General features: G+C 57.7%; 13 protein-coding genes. 1 reads left to right on the top strand and 12 read right to left on the bottom strand.

Features of this window, described 5'->3' with window-relative positions; translation table 11 throughout:
* Positions 1 to 29 precede the first annotated feature (29 nt).
* The 11 genes from Pla100_RS15445 to Pla100_RS15400 form a co-directional block, all read right to left on the bottom strand.
* The gene (locus tag Pla100_RS15445; RefSeq protein ID WP_146578604.1) at positions 30 to 2,438 is read right to left on the bottom strand and encodes an FdhF/YdeP family oxidoreductase; all 2,409 of its coding nucleotides are present in this window, start codon (positions 2,436 to 2,438) and stop codon (positions 30 to 32) included.
* Between the two features lies 1 nt (position 2,439).
* Positions 2,440 to 3,294 carry a formate dehydrogenase accessory sulfurtransferase FdhD gene (gene fdhD, locus Pla100_RS15440; protein ID WP_231603096.1) on the bottom strand — a complete coding sequence of 285 codons (855 nt, stop codon included), beginning with the start codon at positions 3,292 to 3,294 and terminating at the stop codon, positions 2,440 to 2,442.
* A 12-nt stretch (positions 3,295 to 3,306) separates the two neighbouring features.
* Positions 3,307 to 4,149 (bottom strand): SHOCT domain-containing protein, encoded by an 843-nt coding sequence (locus Pla100_RS15435; protein WP_146578603.1) that lies wholly within the window; start codon positions 4,147 to 4,149, stop codon positions 3,307 to 3,309.
* An 84-nt stretch (positions 4,150 to 4,233) separates the two neighbouring features.
* Complete coding sequence (locus Pla100_RS15430; protein ID WP_146578602.1) at positions 4,234 to 5,601, bottom strand: PLP-dependent aminotransferase family protein; 1,368 nt, start codon at positions 5,599 to 5,601, stop codon at positions 4,234 to 4,236.
* 101 nt (positions 5,602 to 5,702) lie between these two features.
* Positions 5,703 to 6,548: a sugar phosphate isomerase/epimerase family protein gene (locus Pla100_RS15425; RefSeq protein WP_146578601.1), complete on the bottom strand. Its 846-nt coding sequence runs from the start codon at positions 6,546 to 6,548 to the stop codon at positions 5,703 to 5,705.
* Positions 6,549 to 6,646: 98 nt separating this feature from the next.
* Positions 6,647 to 7,588 (bottom strand): ABC transporter ATP-binding protein, encoded by a 942-nt coding sequence (locus Pla100_RS15420; RefSeq protein ID WP_146578600.1) that lies wholly within the window; start codon positions 7,586 to 7,588, stop codon positions 6,647 to 6,649.
* A gap of 4 nt (positions 7,589 to 7,592) precedes the next feature.
* Positions 7,593 to 8,657: a protoheme IX farnesyltransferase gene (locus Pla100_RS15415; protein WP_146578599.1), complete on the bottom strand. Its 1,065-nt coding sequence runs from the start codon at positions 8,655 to 8,657 to the stop codon at positions 7,593 to 7,595.
* Between the two features lie 12 nt (positions 8,658 to 8,669).
* Entirely contained in the window at positions 8,670 to 9,725 is a 1,056-nt protein-coding gene (locus Pla100_RS15410) for a COX15/CtaA family protein (protein WP_146578598.1), read from the bottom strand.
* Entirely contained in the window at positions 9,722 to 9,895 is a 174-nt protein-coding gene (locus tag Pla100_RS30825; protein WP_197167973.1) for a hypothetical protein, read from the bottom strand. Before Pla100_RS30825 ends, Pla100_RS15410 begins: the two co-directional genes overlap by 4 nt.
* A 51-nt stretch (positions 9,896 to 9,946) precedes the next feature.
* Complete coding sequence (locus Pla100_RS15405) at positions 9,947 to 11,077, bottom strand: cytochrome c (protein WP_231603094.1); 1,131 nt, start codon at positions 11,075 to 11,077, stop codon at positions 9,947 to 9,949.
* Between the two features lie 229 nt (positions 11,078 to 11,306).
* Positions 11,307 to 12,509 (bottom strand): hypothetical protein, encoded by a 1,203-nt coding sequence (locus tag Pla100_RS15400; RefSeq protein ID WP_231603093.1) that lies wholly within the window; start codon positions 12,507 to 12,509, stop codon positions 11,307 to 11,309.
* Positions 12,510 to 12,939: 430 nt separating this feature from the next.
* Here Pla100_RS15400 and Pla100_RS15395 point away from each other — a divergent pair, with 430 nt between their 5' ends.
* Complete coding sequence (locus tag Pla100_RS15395) at positions 12,940 to 13,983, top strand: ThuA domain-containing protein (protein WP_146578596.1); 1,044 nt, start codon at positions 12,940 to 12,942, stop codon at positions 13,981 to 13,983.
* Positions 13,984 to 14,382: 399 nt separating this feature from the next.
* Here Pla100_RS15395 and Pla100_RS15390 read toward each other — a convergent pair whose 3' ends face one another.
* On the bottom strand, positions 14,383 to 15,483 hold the full coding sequence (locus Pla100_RS15390; protein ID WP_231603092.1) for a hypothetical protein: 1,101 nt from the start codon (positions 15,481 to 15,483) through the stop codon (positions 14,383 to 14,385).
* Positions 15,484 to 15,519 lie beyond the last annotated feature (36 nt).

The raw sequence follows: 15,519 nt of genomic DNA, 5'->3' as shown, positions 1-15,519 counted from the left end.
CGCTTCGCCGAAGGCCACAGGCCAGCACGTCAACGATGTCCATCCGAACGCTTGTCAGCGGCCTCGACCGTCACGACGGTCAATTTGAACGAAGGGCAATTGCTGAACTCGTCCGTTCGCTCCATCGGAATCAATGGATTGGCTTCGGGATAGTACATCGCCAAACACTGACGCGGGATCGGGTAAGGCACGACTTTGAAGCCGCAAACCCGTCGAATATTGCCTTCGAAACAACTTGTCACGTGAACCGGTTGCTGAGGCTTAAGACCGAGTTCGACCATGTCGGCTTCGTTCATCATGACAACCTGCCTCGCGTTGTAGATCCCGCGATAGCGATCATGTGGTCCGTAGATCGTGGTATTGAATTGATCATGACTGCGAACGGTCGTCATCGCAAATTCGCCCGGCCCGACTTCTTCGCGAGGAATCGGGTTCACGGTAAAGACCGCTTTGCCCTGCGGAGTCGGGAATTGACGTTGTCGCGGCCCGTTGGGCAGATAAAAGCCGCCGTCTTGGCGTACCTTCCGGTTGTAGTCTTCAAAACCCGGAATCACCTTGGCGATGGCGTCACGGATCCGATCGTAATCATTCGCCCACGCCAACCAATCGATTCCGACCCTGTCGCCGACGATCGCGTGAGCGATCCGGCACAAAATCTCGGTCTCGTTGAGCAGGTCCTTCGACGCCGGTGCGAACCGCCCCGTCGAACGCTGCACCACGCCCATCGAATTCTCGGTACTGGAGATTTGCTCTCGCTTGGTGCCATCCGCATCGATGCGCACGTCCGATTCCGTTCGTCCCAAACAAGGCAAAATCAAGGATTGTTTGCCGGTCACCAAATCGGCTCGATTGAGTTTTGTGCCGATGCGTACGGTCAACTCGGTTTGTTGTAACCCTTCGCCACCGTAGCGGGTGTCGGGCATCGCCATCAAAAAATTACCGCCCAGCGAAACGAACACTTTCAACTTGCCCTCATGCATCGCGATCGCCGCTCGTTGGGAATCATACCCATGATGGCGCGGTGGATCGAACCCGAAGGCGGCTTGCATCCGGTCCAGGAACTCTCTCTTGGGTTGCTCCCAAACGCCCATCGTTCGGTCGCCTTGGACGTTGGAGTGTCCGCGAACGCAACAGGCACCCGCACCCGGTTTTCCGATCGCGCCTCGGAGCAACAACAAGTTAAGGAACTCCTGAACGTTCTGGGTTCCGTTGAGATGCTGCGTCACGCCGAGACACCAACAGATGACGATCTTCTCTCGTTCGCGAACCAACGTTGCGGTCTCGGAAATTTGGTCGCGGCTGATCCCACTACGTCGTGCGATTTCATCCCACGACGCCGCTCGCAAGGACTCAAGCAGCGGTTCGAGTTCGACGGTATGCTGTTGCACGAATTCGCGATCGATGATCCCGCCACCCTCGGCATCGTCCCACTCGACTAATTGCTTCATGATGCCTTTGAACAAGGCAATGTCGCCGTTGATTTTGACTTGCAAGAACACGTCGGTCAGTTGCGTCGCGATGCCCAACATGCCGCCGACTTCTTGCGGGTTCATGAATCCCATCAGGCCGGCTTCGGGCAAGGGATTGACGGTGATGATCTTCGCACCGGCACGTTTGGATTGTTGCAATGCCGACAATTGACGCGGATGGTTGGTGCCGGGGTTTTGTCCGACGACAAAAACCAATTCCGCTTCTTTGAAATCCTCCAACAGCACCGTGCCTTTGCCGTTGCCAAACATTCGCGTCATCGCGCGGCCACTCGATTCGTGGCACATGTTCGAGCAATCCGGAAGATTGTTCGTACCGAAAGCGCGGACCATGGTTTGAAAGACAAAAGCCGCCTCGTTGGTGGCTTTGCCGGACGTGTAAAAGCAGGCTTCGTCAGGCGAATCGAGTTTACCGAGTTCGTCGGCGATCAATGCATAGGCGTCGTCCCATGAAATCGGTGTGTAGTGCGTCGCCCCTTCACGCAGCACCATCGGTTCGGTGAGACGTCCCTGTTGTTCGAGCCAATAGTCGGAGTGTCGCGACATTTCGCTGACCGAATAACGCTCAAAGAAATCACGTGTGACTCGTCGCCGATCCGATTCGTGAGCGATCGCCTTGGCCCCGTTCTCACAAAACTCAAACGCCGAGCGATGTCCGTCGGGATCGGGCCAAGCGCATCCGGGACAATCGAATCCGTCCTTCTGATTGACTTGCAACATCGGCAACGTGCCACGCATCAAGCCGGCCTCTCCGATCGCATACTTGAAACTGCTCACGACGGCGGACAAGCCGGTGCCTTTGGTCTTGACGGGCGTTTGCTTGAGTTGGCCGTCCTTTTCCGTCGGGATCAAGTGGACGGGGGCATGGCCGTTGTCCAATGGAAACGATTCGTCCGTGTCGATCACGTCGGAGAATGCTTCGGCTTGCTGAGAGGGTAAGGTAGTGGACATGTCAACTCGACTCGACTCGTTGAAAACCGCTGTAAAGGTTAAACCGCTGGCCACGGTTGAATCCGACCAACGTCATATTGTGATGCGATGCCAGATCAACCGCGAGACTCGATGGGGCTCCGACGGCGACCAAGATCGCAATGCCCGCGACGAGAGATTTTTGCACCAACTCGAAACTGACGCGGCCACTGACTAACACAATCGACTCGGCCAAAACGGACTCGTCATCATACCACTGCGCACCGATCAGTTTATCCAATGCGTTGTGCCGTCCGACGTCTTCGTGCAAACGAATCAAACTTCCATCGGTGTCGAACAATCCGCTCGCATGCAAACCGCCCGTCCGATCGAATACGCTCTGCGCCGATCGCAAGGCCTGCGGTAACGAGGAAATCACGGCGGCTTTCACCCTCGGCGCGTTCGGTTCGAGTTTGCCGGTGATCGACAAGTTGACCGCCTCGATTGCCGACTTGCCACAGACCCCGCAACTGCTCGACGTATAAAAATGCCGTGTTAACTTGTCGGTATCGACGATCACCGTCGGCTTCAAATGGACGATGATGACGTTACCGCCGCCGCACATCCGAATTCGTTCGATTTGATCGGGCGCGTCGATGACGCCCTCGGTCAGAAGAAAACCGGTCGCCAGTTCTCCGTCGTGTCCCGGTGTTCGCATCGTGACCGAAATCGGCGTTTCGAATTCGCCCGAGTCATCATGATGAACCAAGCGAATTTCCAGCGGCAATTCGACGGCGACTTGATCATCGATCGTCCGCATCGTGCCTTCGTCGCATCGCATGATTTTGCGATGCGATGAATCCAAATGAACGGTCGTGGTCGGACGTGGTGAAATCATTCTCGGTGGCGTTTACAGCCGAGCGAGCAACTCGCTCTTCTTGGACGCGAACTCTTCATCGCTGAGGTAACCCTTATCTTTGAGTTGGCCAAGACGTTCCAACTTGGCGATCACATCATCCTCATCAGTGGTCGGTGCGTTGCCGCCCGCGAGGTGCTCGATCGGCGGCGTGGCGCTGCCAGAAGACTCGGGAGAGGGTGTTGTTGGAGAAACCGGTGCGGGCGCGGTGCCATTGATCGAAACGACCGGCAACGTCGACAGGTTCACGGTTCCGTATTGGCTGGAAAAGGTGATCGTTCCGCCGACACCTTGCTGTTGACCGAAACCGCCGATTTGATGGTCCATCGTGTCGTAGACCCACACATCGCCACCGGTCTTCACGGCCAATCGACATGACCCGGAAAAGTAGGCGTAAGCCACGTCGTTCTGCGAACCGGTGGCGCTCGGACCGCCGAGATCCTGTGGCCACCAATTCTGGTTCGGGTCGGGCGCGAACAGATCGTTACCACCCATTGCGCCCGAGGCTTGGGTTTGGTTGTGATTGCCGCCTTGGCTTTGCGACTGAAACGATCCGACGTAGGGCGTTGTTTGATGCTGAGCCAGATGATTGGCGATGTCAGAGCAAACATTGTCCACGCGGGATTTCAAGGCGTTGTTAAACAGATCGCTGACCATCGTCATGCCGCCCTGCATCCATTGCCCACACCCGCCAAACTCGGGGTGATTGAATTGGGCCATCGAGCCGTTACCGTTTTGGACGGCGATGAGCATATGAGTGATCGCGTCGGTCGAGACGCCATGACGTTGGCTGAGTTGTTGGACGAGTTGTTCGCCAGCGGAAGTGAGTTGAGACACGTGATTTTTCGGGTTGGGGGAGTTCCGCCTTCGGACTAGTGAACTTTCATTGTTGCCCAGACTCGCTGATCCCGATAGTCGCGATTATCGGAACCGTTGCCCGATTTTTGCCTGTTGTTCCGGTGTGATCCATCTTAAATCGATCGCCAGGTCGTTTTCGACGACGGTCGTTAACAATCCGACCGGTCCAGCGAGTAGTTCGGCAGCGAGCGTTTCGGGGGACTGATCGCTCGTCAGGACGACTTGCCGTGACGGAAGGGACGCTGTCGCGACACCACCTAGTTGGGCCGGCTGATCGGTGACGCGAACGGAGCGGACTGATGCGGCGGCGGCGAGTTGGGTTGCCAATCGCTCGGCACGGTCGCGAAGATTGTCCTCGGAAACGCTCGCGAGTTTCTTCACCGGTGAAGAATCCGCTCGCTGCTGCGCGACCGCAGCCGCCACCATCGCGATTTGCATGACCGGTGCGGCCAGAAAGTTCGCCCGGCGGTGATCCGTCATGCGGCGGACATGATCCGGATTGCCCACAATGATCCCGACCGAAGGCGTGTCGGTCAAAACGCCACCGGCCAAAACGACGACATCGGCCCCGGAAGCCAGTTCCGATTCAACGCTTGCGATCGAGGCGACCGGCCCACCGTCGGTGAAAAAGGTTCCGGCGGGAATTACGACGACGCGGCTGGCATTCTCAGGCAAGCCCTCGTAGTTGATCGGCGTCCCCGCCAAGGAGACCACGACGAGACGCCGCTCCGATGACGGGGATCTGGTCGTGTGTTCCGCCGCGATTGCATGAATGTCCAATGGAGCCTCTGGGTCGATGCCTCCGAACTCCCGGACCGGACCGCGAACATGGGACTGCAATCGGTCGACCAGAAAACCTTCGCCGCCAACACCAGGCATGGCGACGGCACATCGCCGGGGCACGTACACCGCGCAGCCGGGCTGAGTCAATGATCCGATCATCGCCAAAGCACGGTCCAACGAACCGGCAACGAAAGCAGAGACCGGTCGAGAATCACCCATCTGCAACGAGGTGGCTAACTGTTGCCGCAGCGTCTCATCGAACCCAGACGCCAGACCAGCGTCACCACTCAAGAACGGAATGGCGGCCGATTGCACCGCCGAGGAGTACGCGACACCGCTACCTACAGGACTCAACAAAGTCCCCGAACCGTTGATCAATCGGATCGGGGCATTCGGTTGACCGGCGTGGGTCCACAGCGAGGCGACGGACCAATCGCCGCGATTCCAAGCATCCTTGAGGGGCCCGGCCGTCGATTCGGCCTGCTTCAATAACGTCTGAACCTTCTCTCGTGCAACGCGTGGTAACTCATCGACGAGTTTAGCAGCCTGGTCTTTGATCGTCGCTGCCGTTTCCGGATCAGTCGCCTGCCGCGCCAAGTCTTGAACGCCCCGACGAAGCAGTTCAACGGTCCAAGGAGGAAGAGCCATGAGAGGATGCTTTGGAGGGTGAAAAACCTGGACGGGCTACATGACGGACTGATCATAACCGCAACTTCAAAACTTACGCGTCGGGTTATGAATCGTTCGGGCTAGGATCGCTTCTCGATCTCCGATTTCATGAACGCCAAGCCTTCGCGGCTGAGTGTCAATTCGTCATCGAACATTTTACGCCAGATTTTTGTAGCAGCGGCAATCTCCGGCAACGCCAATCCGAACGCTTCGATGACCAGCCACCCATCATAACCACTGCTCTTGATCGCGTCGAAGTTTTCTTGCCAATTGACGCCGCCTTTGCCCGGCGTGCTGCGATCGTTTTCACTGATGTGAATGTGGATCAATTTGTCGCCACCGGCGTGGATTGCTTCGGTGATGCTTTTCTCTTCGATGTTGCTATGGAAGGTGTCGTACATCATGCCACATGCCGGATGGTCGACTTCGCGGACGAAACGGGCCGAATCGCCGTGGGCGTTGAGGAAATAACACTCGAACCGATTGAGTGCTTCGACGCCGAGTTTGACACCGACGGTTCCGGCGTATTCCGCCGTGGCTCTCATGCTCTCGACGCCCCACTTCCATTCGTCGGACGTCGGGCCATTGCCGCTGAAGAGGCCGATCGCCGAATGATAGGGACCGACCAACGTTTCAACGCCTGCGGCGGCACAACAATCGAGTGTTTTCTTGTTCAACTCGACACCCCGTGCTCGGATGGCCGGGTCGCAAGAGATCGGATTGTCGTCTTCGTTGCGGATCGTCACGGCGGTGCGAGCGAGACCTAAGTCGTCGAGTTGTTTACCGAGATTGGCGTAGTCCAAATCGAGGTTGAACATCGGCACTTCGACGCCATCGAAGCCGGCTTCCTTGAGTTGTTCGCACACCGGCATTAATTCGTCGGTGACTTCACCGGACCACAACAACAGGTTCATGCCGTATTTCATTTAGGATCTCAAAATCATGGGGAAGGGGATTGGTGGTAGTACGGCGGGAAGTTTACCAAGAATGCCGCTTGGATTCTACAAACGGCATCGGGCAGACGTTATTCGATGAATGCCTTGCCGGTCTTTGCCACAAAAACATCTTCCAGGCTAGCTCGGCCGATCGCCACGCTATGTGCGTTCTGGCCAAGTTTCCGCGCGACCGTGCCGACCAAGTCGGCGACGTCGGTGACCGATCCGTCTACGTTGACCCGCAGCGTCTTGTTGACACGCTGGCAAGCCAGCGACAATTCGCCACGCAGCATTCGCTCGGCCGCATCCATATCGTCGGCAACCACCGTCAAGACGCGGTCGCCGACCTCGCGTTGCAATTCCGAAGGGGCCGCGTCGGCCACCTTCTTGCCCTCGTCGATCAAGATCACGCGAGTCGCCTTGGCGGCTTCGTCCATCAAGTGCGTTGTCAGGATCACGGTCGTTCCCTCGGCCGCAAGCGATTCAAGGGAATGCCAAAGCGACAAACGGGCCGAAGGGTCCAAGCCCGTGCTGGGTTCATCGAGCAACATCACCGACGGACGGTGCAACAATCCTTTGGCCAACTCGACCCGTCGTTTCAAGCCGCCCGAAAGCGTTTGACACAATTCATTCCGGCGATCCGAAAGCGAAAATTGGGCGAGTAACTCATCGCAGCGACGGTTCAGTTCGATGCCGCCGAGCCCATACAACACTCCCTGGCATTTCATGTTCTCCATCACCGTCAGCTTGATATCAAGGCTCGGCGATTGAAAGATGATGCCCAAATGTCGCCGTGCGGACATCGGATCGGTGCCGACGTTGACACCGTCGATCAAGACGGTACCTCGCTGGACCGGTAGCAAGGTACTGAGCACACGAAACAGAGTCGTCTTGCCGCTGCCGTTCTTGCCCAAGACGGCAACGATTTCACCTCCTTGCACGCTCAAACTCAGCGAATCAACCGCCGTTTTCTCACCGTAGGCGTGCGATAGGTTCTCGACTAAGCACGAAGAGGGGAAGCCTTCCGCCACCGGACTACAAGCCGATCATCCGCAGCGTCATCACCAACAACACCGCTGGCAAAACGACCAACGACCAACGCAACATCTTGCGGGCGCGGACATCGTCGGGTTGCGATTGAAATCGCAATGATGCCTTCATCAACGGGGCACAGGCGATCAAGACCATGACCGAGGTGACGATTCCCGCGACGGACAGCCACCATTGTCCCGTCGGCGCCAGGCACAAGGTGACGCCGCACGCGGCCAACGCGATCGTTCCCAAGATGCTCTGCCAAGCCGCGTCACGTCCGGTAGGTTCCACCGTCGTCGTCATTTGAAAACCGGCTTCGCCATATTGCCGCCGATACAACCACGCGATCGCCATGAAGTGCGGGTACTGCCACGCCGCCAAAACGCCGAACAGCATCCAACCGGCCAAGTCGCTCATCGTTCCACCTGCGGCGGTGTAACCGATGAACACGGGCAATGCACCAGCGATCGCGCCGACCGTGGTGTTCCAGGCCGTGCGAGTTTTCATCGGCGTGTAAACCAAAACATACAACACCCAAGTCGCTCCGCCGAACAACGCGGGCGTCGCCCCGAATGCCCCAACCAACAAAGCGGTGCCGATCAAACCTGTGGTCGCGGTGAACGCCACTCCCATCCATAACGCCATCCGCCCCGAAGCGATCGGACGAGCAGCGGTGCGGGGCATCAAGGTATCAATGACTCGTTCCCAGACTTGATTGGCGGCCCCCGCACTCCCGGCAACCAATCCCGTGCCGATCAACAGCATGATCCACTGCATCGCCGACAATGACACCAATGAGTTGGAGGCCATCGCGATCCACGCCGACGCCAGCGTGGTGACCAAGATCATCGTGACGATTCGCGGTTTGGTCAGTTCGACACAATCTCGAAACAACGACGGCGCTACCGATACCTCGGCGGGTCGGACAGCCTCCGGCGACATCTCGGCCTCCGGCTCGATCGATTGATCCGATGGAACCGTCGGTTCGGCACCTCGCGATGACTCGAACATCGACACGTAGTTGGGTTCCATCAGGAGTGTCGACGGTTCACTAAGGTCAGTCGCCATCGCCGAGTCCGTTTATTTGATGAGGGAATTAGGGTGATTCAATACCGCGTGACGCCGCCATAACCGCACCGCCAACAAAGTGGAAACGGCCAAAATCAACGAACCGGTGGCCACATGCCCGGTCACGATCCATGCGTCGATCAGACCCTTGGATCGCAATAAGTACGAATCACTACCGGGAAAAGATTGTAGGAAAGTGGGATAGCCGTAATTGACGATCCAAGTTCCGATCCCCAAAAGAATCTGAATGCCCACAAAGCATATCAATCCTGCGGCAGGACGCGATAGCGTCAAATCGCCGCACCTCCTCATTCGCCAGTAAACTACGACCGTCAACACCCACAGCAAGAACGCGACGCTCACGTGCGTCGTGACCGTATGAGCGAACCCGGTGGGGCTCGCCGAAGGCAACGCGTGACGAAGAATCGCCCCGAGTATGAGCTGAACGTACGCCAGTCCGAACAACACAAACGGCCAAAAACGCCTCGGTGAAGGCGGAACACTCGTCGTCCCGGGCTCCTCGTCACCCGTCTTGTTCACCGACGCATCCGAATCCGTCGCCGCCGCCAAAACCCTTTCACGCGACCAGCGAGGCCCGGTCACACACGCGGCGATCACGCACAGGGCAAAGAACAACGGACCCGTGCAACCGTGTACCATCGCTAGGACGCGAGCACTCATCGTGACTCGCAAACCGCCCAAAACGCCCTGACCGATCACCGCCAACAACACCACGACCGCCAAAACCGTCACCCAACGACGCGGCTCACTTCGCCAGGTCGCCACCAGGAAACCGATCGCGACGAATCCGACCAACGCCCCCAAAAGCCGGTGGCCGTGCTCGATGAAAAGATCGAACGGCCCGAGCAACCAAGTCGACAGGGGATACAACAGCAAGTTGTACCCGTAGGTTCCCGGCCAATCGGGCACCGACATTCCGGCGTCGTAAGTCGTTACCAAACCGCCGACCCAAATCAATGGCCAGACCAAAACAACCAACGTCCGCGCCAATCGACGCGGCCATACCGGCGAAACCTCCTCGCCCGTCGGGTCGTAAGGCGAACTCATGAGCCACTCCGGTCATGAATCTGCTCGCCGCTGATCCCGCCCAACACGCATCCGCCGGCACCGAACACGGCAGCAGGAACCAGCCCCCCCATGCCCAGCAGGTACATGACCACTAATCCGGCCACCAATCCGGTAATGGCTCCGATCGTGCGGAAGGTTTCTCGTTTCATAGCACTCGTGTCATTTTCAATGAGATGGAAGGAAGCTCGGATCCGCGTCGATTATTGGTGCAATAAAGATCGCACATACGCAACAAGATCCCAAGCACTCGCAGGTGTCAGTCCCATTTGGGGATCGATCTCGTCACCGACTTCCACGCCAGGCATTGGCGTGCCGGCGATTCCATGTTGAATCCGGCGGTAGATCGTTTCCGGATCATGGCCGCCCCGCAAGACCCCGCCGGCCAACACGCGCGGGTCGATCGTGCGAGGTGGTAAAGCGCCGGCTTTGCGAAACGGTTTCGTCGCCGCCGAATCGGCCGGAGTGATCCCGATCCGTGTCGTGAAGTCTTTGGTCCAGTCGTCATAGTCGAGCGTCGGCAACCCGCCACGTCCTTCGGGTCCGTGACAGCCGACGCAATTGGCAACTTTGCCGTGAAAAATCTCGCGACCCCGCTGGATCGATTCGGCCAGATCGGCAGCAGCCGATTCAGGCTTGGGCGGCACGAGCGATGGCTCCGCGTCAACCCACGCTTGGACCGTTTGCTCAATCACTTCGTTGATGACCTGTTCGCCTTCGCGGATCGCTTCCTCCTCTTCTGCTGCTGCCACTTCAGCGCGACCAACGAGCGTCAACCGTAATTCCTCGTCCGGGGGTGTCTCGTCGTAGTCCAGTTCATCGACCGCCCGTGCGAGCAATTCCCGTTCGACTTCGCCTCGCACGGACAAGTAAATCACGTAGTCGATCAAGGCTTCACGTTGGCTCGGCGGCACAATCGCGAAACTGGGCATGGGGGCTCCAGGAACGCCGTGTACGAGCAGCCGGCTCAAGTCGTCGCGTGTTGGTTTGTCGTTGCGAGGTGTCGATTTCCACTTGAAAACGCCCGCCCGAAAATCACGTGGATAAGGCACCTGGAATCGAGACGCGGGACCGGCACCGCTGCCCGCGATGCCGTGACAAATCACGCAGTGCTCTTGATACAGCCCCGTATGCGAGTCGGCTTGGTCGCTCGTGACGCCCCCGGCGGCTTGGCCGAGCCGGTCGAGTGAAACGAGTCCACCCTGAGCGTCGTTGCTCATCCGATCGGCCGGCCAACGCGGCTGAGCCGGGGTTCCGAAAAGCTGGTCGACGACGGCGGACACGTCGGCCAACGCGGCCTCCGTCGGGAGGCTGCGGGATTTTTCCAGGGACATCGCCCGGACCCGATTGGGTTGGAACTGCGGCGGAGCCTCACGGCACCCCGTCGAAGAAAACAAGACCCAAGCCATAACGGAGAAAACGGCCAGGGGCGGACGGGATTTCGGTGAGTGCATTGATTCGACGGATAAGAATGACGATTGAAAACGTAGGGTCGCCCCGGAATGTACCATTCCATTGTCCCTACGTTTTCAACCGTGCAAACCCACCTGAATCAACCATGCCCTAATAACGAACGATGAAATCGAACGTCCAACGATCCCGGATGATGTCTTCGAAATCCGTCAGTGGGAATTCATAAGCCATCCCGGCTTCGATATTGCGTTTGGGCTTGAACTTGGCACCCACGTTGTGCGTGACCACATCGTTGCCTTCGACGGCGGTGTCCCCGAGGTTCAGCAAATCCAATCCCGAAACGCCGAACGCATTGCCGACATTCGCGTCATCAACCCAGTGCCACCAAGAATTCTCGGTGAACAGGTAGATGCGGTCGGTCACCTTCACGTCCAAGTGGTTGTTCCAGTGAACGGTCGTGCTTTGGACCGATTGATCGACCGGCAGTTGCCAGCCAAACGAACTGAGCACGTGGGCGCGTCCGTCGAGCAGTCGCTGGCCACCGGTGGCGAAGAAGTGAAATTGTCCGTCACCGACCGCTTGCAACGTGCCTTTCGAACCGAGCGGAATCTCGTAGGTGAATCCGGCCGACAGCAACGTGCCGGTCTTGACGTTTCGAACAAGGTTGTATTTCAAACCGGCCGTCACGTCCGCCCAACCGGAATTGAGCAACGCTGTGTCCAGGTCTCCCTCACTGTTGTCGATCGCGTAGCCGTCTTTGACCGCGATCAAACTCAACCGATCGGTTAACGCGATTCGGAACTGCAATGCGAACAACTGCAGCGAGCCACCGGCGGGAACATTCAGTGGGCCGAGTTCGTTGGGGAATCGGTGATGGACGAAGATCGGTCGCAACTCGGTCAAGTTACGCGGGTCTTCGAAATGCACAAAGTCGATCATCGGGCTGATGAAATCGTCAAAGCACTTGTCGCTCGGTTGGATGCACCCCAATCCGGTCAACTTGCTCGCGAAGCTGTCCAGCGCCGAGCAGCAACCGAACCCACCCGCCGCGTCACAACCGGAGTCGCAACAGGTAGCCGAGTCACAGCACAACAGGTCGCAATCACCACACGACGTATCACAACCACATTGGGTTTCACAACCGCATTGGGGTTCGCAACAACCGGTCTCACAACCGCAATCGGGTTCACAGCAATTCAAGTCGCTGATCCCCAAGTCACAGCAGGCATCGTCGCAGGCGTTCGAAGCGAACAGGTCGCTGAAGCAACCCGCGTTCACGGGAGCCATCGAGCCGAACGTCAATCCGCAAGCGACCGCCGCGACGGACAGCCAACGTTTGTATGTTTTTGTCATTTCGCATTTCCTTATTGAGTCATCCCAAACCGCCCTCGTGGCGATTCTTTTCCGCCGCCTTCTGGATCGAGGTTGATAGGACTCTTTCCCATGGCATTGCTCATTCGAATCATCGTTCGAACGCGTTGGAAAACACGATGATGTTCACGGTAAACATACGTTCGGCGCATCCGTTAGGGATTCTCAATTTGCATGGATAGACCCACGTGATCCGTGCGGTCGTGTCACAGCCATGGCGACGAGCGCGCCGCTATGGTGCGCGGCTAGGGCCGGCTGGTTTGATGAGCGCGCTTGAGGTAAGCGGCCCATGCCCTTGATCCCTTTTCCTTTTGGGAAAAAATCTTGGCACCGCACACCGATCAGACGATCAAGTCGTTAAACTTGAACATCTTCCAACACCCCCCATTTACCCCACTTCCCCTGACGCCCTATGAAAATCGCAACCTATTTGTGTCTGCTCATCGCCATCTCGTTGAATTCTTCCCATGCCGAAACGCTCGTGTATCAGGGAGGTGACGGGATCGGCGCTGGCAAACACATTGTCTTCCTGGCCGGTGATCATGAGTACCGGTCCGAAGAATCCTTGCCTGCGCTGGCAAGAATCCTCGCCAAACACCACGGATTTCGCTGCAGCGTGCTGTTCAACATTGATCCGGAATCCGGAGAGATCGTCGCCGGAACACCGTCGAACATGCCGGGAACCGAAGCACTGGATTCCGCCGATTTGGCCGTCGTGTTCCTGCGGTTTCAAAACCTGCCGGACGACCAAATGAAACCGCTCGACGAGTACCTCCGACGCGGCGGTCCCGTCGTGGGCATGAGAACAGCCACCCATGCCTTTCAAATCCCCGGCGGCAAAACTTATTCAAAGTACTCTTTCAAATCCGACGACCCGACCTACGAACTCGGATTCGGCCATCAAGTGCTCGGTCAAACCTGGGTGGGCCACTACGGCAGGAACCATGTTCAAAGCACCCGGATCACGATCGTCGATGCGATGCGAGATCATCCGATCTTGCGAGGGGTGAAAGACGTGTGGGTTCAAGCGGGCGGTTATGTCGGCAAGCCGACCGATGGCGAGATCTTGACGATGGCCCAACCGCTCGATGGCATGACGCCCGATTCTCCCGCCTCGCCGACTCAACCTCCGATGCCTTCGGAATGGACCCGCACCTATCAATCCGAGTCCGGCAAACAAGGGCGAGTTTTCACGTCCCTGTACGGAACACCTGAAGACTTAACCAACGAAGGTTATCGTCGTTTAATGATCAACGGAATTCTGTGGTCGGTCGGGCTCGAAGACGCGATCACCGCCGATCTGGATGTCTCACTGGTCGGTCCGTTTCGCCCGAACACCTTCGGCAATCAAACCCACGCCCGCGGCATCCGCCCGGAAGCCTACCAAGGATTCGAAAGTCCGATCCCGGCACACAACCGCATCGGACAACCGAATCAAAAGAAGCCAAAGAATTGAGTGAAGATTGGCTTGCGAAAGCTCAATCGTAAGATGCACGCTCAAAGCCGTCGTGGCTCCGGCGGCCTGTTGATCGGATCGTAACCCGCCGCGTGAGCGAGGGATTCCGTTCAACGGCGCATCCTTCGCTAATTCGCCGTTGAAGTTGCGCATGTCAAACCAAGGGCCCGCGAACGCGCATTGAAACCGGCTCACGTACTCGTACTCGTGCTCGGCCCTCGGCGGTGCTCGAACACGACAGTGTGCTTGAAGAACATGTACGAGCACCATTTCATTGAGCACGAGTACGCTCGACACGTTGTTGGCACCACTTCAAAACTCACGCGTCGGGTTGGTAATCTCCTGCCCGATGCCGATGTGGATATTGTTTCCGAACCGTTCCTTTTGTGGAACAGATTTCTAAAACAAACCCGCTTGTTCGCGACGTCTTTGACGGGCCTCGGCATCGGCGATCCAAGCCGTCGCAAACGCATCCAGCCAAGCTTCCGTCGCGGCGTCATCGGCCCCTTCGGGGAACGCCAGGCATGTATGCAACAAGGCGGGCATCGCCACAGCAGTGGGCGATGCTGGATTCGTTGAATCCGACTCCGACTCAATCGCCACAGCGGAGACCGGTTCGGCTTCGGTCCGTTCGACCGGACGAGCCGCCGAGTCGACCGAATTGAGTAAACCAAAGTCACCCAGATCAAACACGCCGTCTTGGTTCATGTCGAAGGACATGACTTGATCGACGGCCGCGGCCGATTCGACCACAGGAACAACCTGAGAAGGAACTTCCGGAACGACGGGAGATTCCGGAACTTCGGGAGCTTCCGATATTTCGGGGATCGCATCGTTCGTCGGTGTCGGTTGCGCAACCACCGCCTGAGCCGCCGGGACGATCGTGATCGTTTCGCTGTCGAACCGAATATGCCGTTCCGCCAGCACCACCGTCGGAACCAGAGTCGTCTTCACACGACTTTTGCTCAGTTCGATCGAAGCCGTTCCGGATTGGGGACCGGCTTGCATTCTGATGATCGCAAAGGTTTCTGGTGCCTCGTCACCGATGGCTCGGCCTGCTTGCCACGACAACATGGCTCCGCCGCTAAGGTCGTGAAGTGAACCCGTTTCATTCTTCAGTTCGGCGTATTGAAAGAGAGGAAAATCCTCCGTGAGGACCTCTCGAAGGTCAAAATCCTCCTCGACGACATTCAGCAATCCGCTATCCCAATCCACGTTCACCGCCGCCGCTCGGATACCGGATCGGAAGGTGTCGAACTCTTGAGCGGTGATTCTCAGGAAGAACGTTTCGCCGGCGATGACCGTATTGTCGGCGATGACTTCGCCGGGAACGCCGTTGTTGTCTTGCAGCAGTTCGGTTTCGAACGCAGCAACGGCGAGCAACCGACGACTTTCAAGTGACTGGAATTGAAGCGACTGGCCCGGTCGTCGGCCCGTTGGTCGGCGCAGTCGGGTGGATCGTGGGCGAGCCCTTCCCGTCCCTGGGAAAAAACGTTTCATCGCGGTCCCTTTGCCATCCATGGCAGATTCTGGATC

The sequence above is a fragment of the Neorhodopirellula pilleata genome (assembly GCF_007859915.1).
Lineage (GTDB): Bacteria > Planctomycetota > Planctomycetia > Pirellulales > Pirellulaceae > Rhodopirellula > Rhodopirellula pilleata.
Note: the sequence above shows the minus strand (reverse complement) of the source record. Positions and strands in the feature narration are given on the sequence as shown.

Excerpts from the sequence above, each read along its gene's own strand:
- Pla100_RS15390 (WP_231603092.1), bottom strand. The coding sequence starts at position 15,483 with ATGAAACGTTTTTTCCCAGGGACGGGAAGGGCTCGCCCACGATCCACC.
- Pla100_RS15430 (WP_146578602.1), bottom strand. The coding sequence starts at position 5,601 with ATGGCTCTTCCTCCTTGGACCGTTGAACTGCTTCGTCGGGGCGTTCAA.
- fdhD (WP_231603096.1), bottom strand. The coding sequence starts at position 3,294 with ATGATTTCACCACGTCCGACCACGACCGTTCATTTGGATTCATCGCAT.
- Pla100_RS15425 (WP_146578601.1), bottom strand. The coding sequence starts at position 6,548 with ATGAAATACGGCATGAACCTGTTGTTGTGGTCCGGTGAAGTCACCGAC.
- Pla100_RS30825 (WP_197167973.1), bottom strand. The coding sequence starts at position 9,895 with ATGAAACGAGAAACCTTCCGCACGATCGGAGCCATTACCGGATTGGTG.
- Pla100_RS15445 (WP_146578604.1), bottom strand. The coding sequence starts at position 2,438 with ATGTCCACTACCTTACCCTCTCAGCAAGCCGAAGCATTCTCCGACGTG.
- Pla100_RS15395 (WP_146578596.1), top strand. The coding sequence starts at position 12,940 with ATGAAAATCGCAACCTATTTGTGTCTGCTCATCGCCATCTCGTTGAAT.
- Pla100_RS15415 (WP_146578599.1), bottom strand. The coding sequence starts at position 8,657 with ATGGCGACTGACCTTAGTGAACCGTCGACACTCCTGATGGAACCCAAC.
- Pla100_RS15405 (WP_231603094.1), bottom strand. The coding sequence starts at position 11,077 with ATGTCCCTGGAAAAATCCCGCAGCCTCCCGACGGAGGCCGCGTTGGCC.
- Pla100_RS15400 (WP_231603093.1), bottom strand. The coding sequence starts at position 12,509 with ATGACAAAAACATACAAACGTTGGCTGTCCGTCGCGGCGGTCGCTTGC.
- Pla100_RS15410 (WP_146578598.1), bottom strand. The coding sequence starts at position 9,725 with ATGAGTTCGCCTTACGACCCGACGGGCGAGGAGGTTTCGCCGGTATGG.